We start from the raw sequence: 1,067 nt of genomic DNA on the forward strand, positions 1-1,067 counted from the left end.
GGATTTGCCTATCACACGTCCTACACCCTTACCCCGGGACAACCACCGCCCGGGCTGGACTACCTTCCTGCGTCACCCCATCGCTTACCTACTACAAGTCTGGTTCGTCGGCTCCACCACTCCCCTTTGCCCGAAGGCTCCGGGGCGGCTTCACGGACTTAGCATCGCCTGATTCGATATTGGGCGTTTCAAAGCGGGTACCGGAATATCAACCGGTTGTCCATCGACTACGCCTGTCGGCCTCGCCTTAGGTCCCGACTTACCCTGGGCAGATCAGCTTGACCCAGGAACCCTTAGTCAATCGGCGCACACGTTTCTCACGTGTGTATCGCTACTCATGCCTGCATTCTCACTCGTGAACCGTCCACAACTCGCTTCCGCGGCTGCTTCACCCGGCACACGACGCTCCCCTACCCATCACAGCACCCGTTGGGGCTATATGCTGCAATGACACGACTTCGGCGGTACGCTTGAGCCCCGCTACATTGTCGGCGCGGAATCACTTGACCAGTGAGCTATTACGCACTCTTTCAAGGGTGGCTGCTTCTAAGCCAACCTCCTGGTTGTCTCTGCGACTCCACATCCTTTCCCACTTAGCGTACGCTTAGGGGCCTTAGTCGATGCTCTGGGCTGTTTCCCTCTCGACCATGGAGCTTATCCCCCACAGTCTCACTGCCGCGCTCTCACTTACCGGCATTCGGAGTTTGGCTAAGGTCAGTAACCCGGTAGGGCCCATCGCCTATCCAGTGCTCTACCTCCGGCAAGAAACACGCGACGCTGCACCTAAATGCATTTCGGGGAGAACCAGCTATCACGGAGTTTGATTGGCCTTTCACCCCTAACCACAGGTCATCCCCCAGGTTTTCAACCCTGGTGGGTTCGGTCCTCCACGAAGTCTTACCTCCGCTTCAACCTGCCCATGGCTAGATCACTCCGCTTCGGGTCTTGAGCGTGCTACTGGATCGCCCTGTTCGGACTCGCTTTCGCTACGGCTTCCCCACACGGGTTAACCTCGCAACACACCGCAAACTCGCAGGCTCATTCTTCAAAAGGCACGCAGTCACGAG

Annotated in this window: 1 rRNA gene; it reads right to left on the reverse strand. The window is 57.6% G+C overall.

From position 1 onward, the window contains the following. Positions 1–1,067, reverse strand: a 23S ribosomal RNA gene (locus tag ABZ318_RS39610); the annotation flags it as partial.

Source organism: Streptomyces sp. NPDC006197 (assembly GCF_040613865.1).
Classification (GTDB): Bacteria; Actinomycetota; Actinomycetes; order Streptomycetales; family Streptomycetaceae; genus Streptomyces.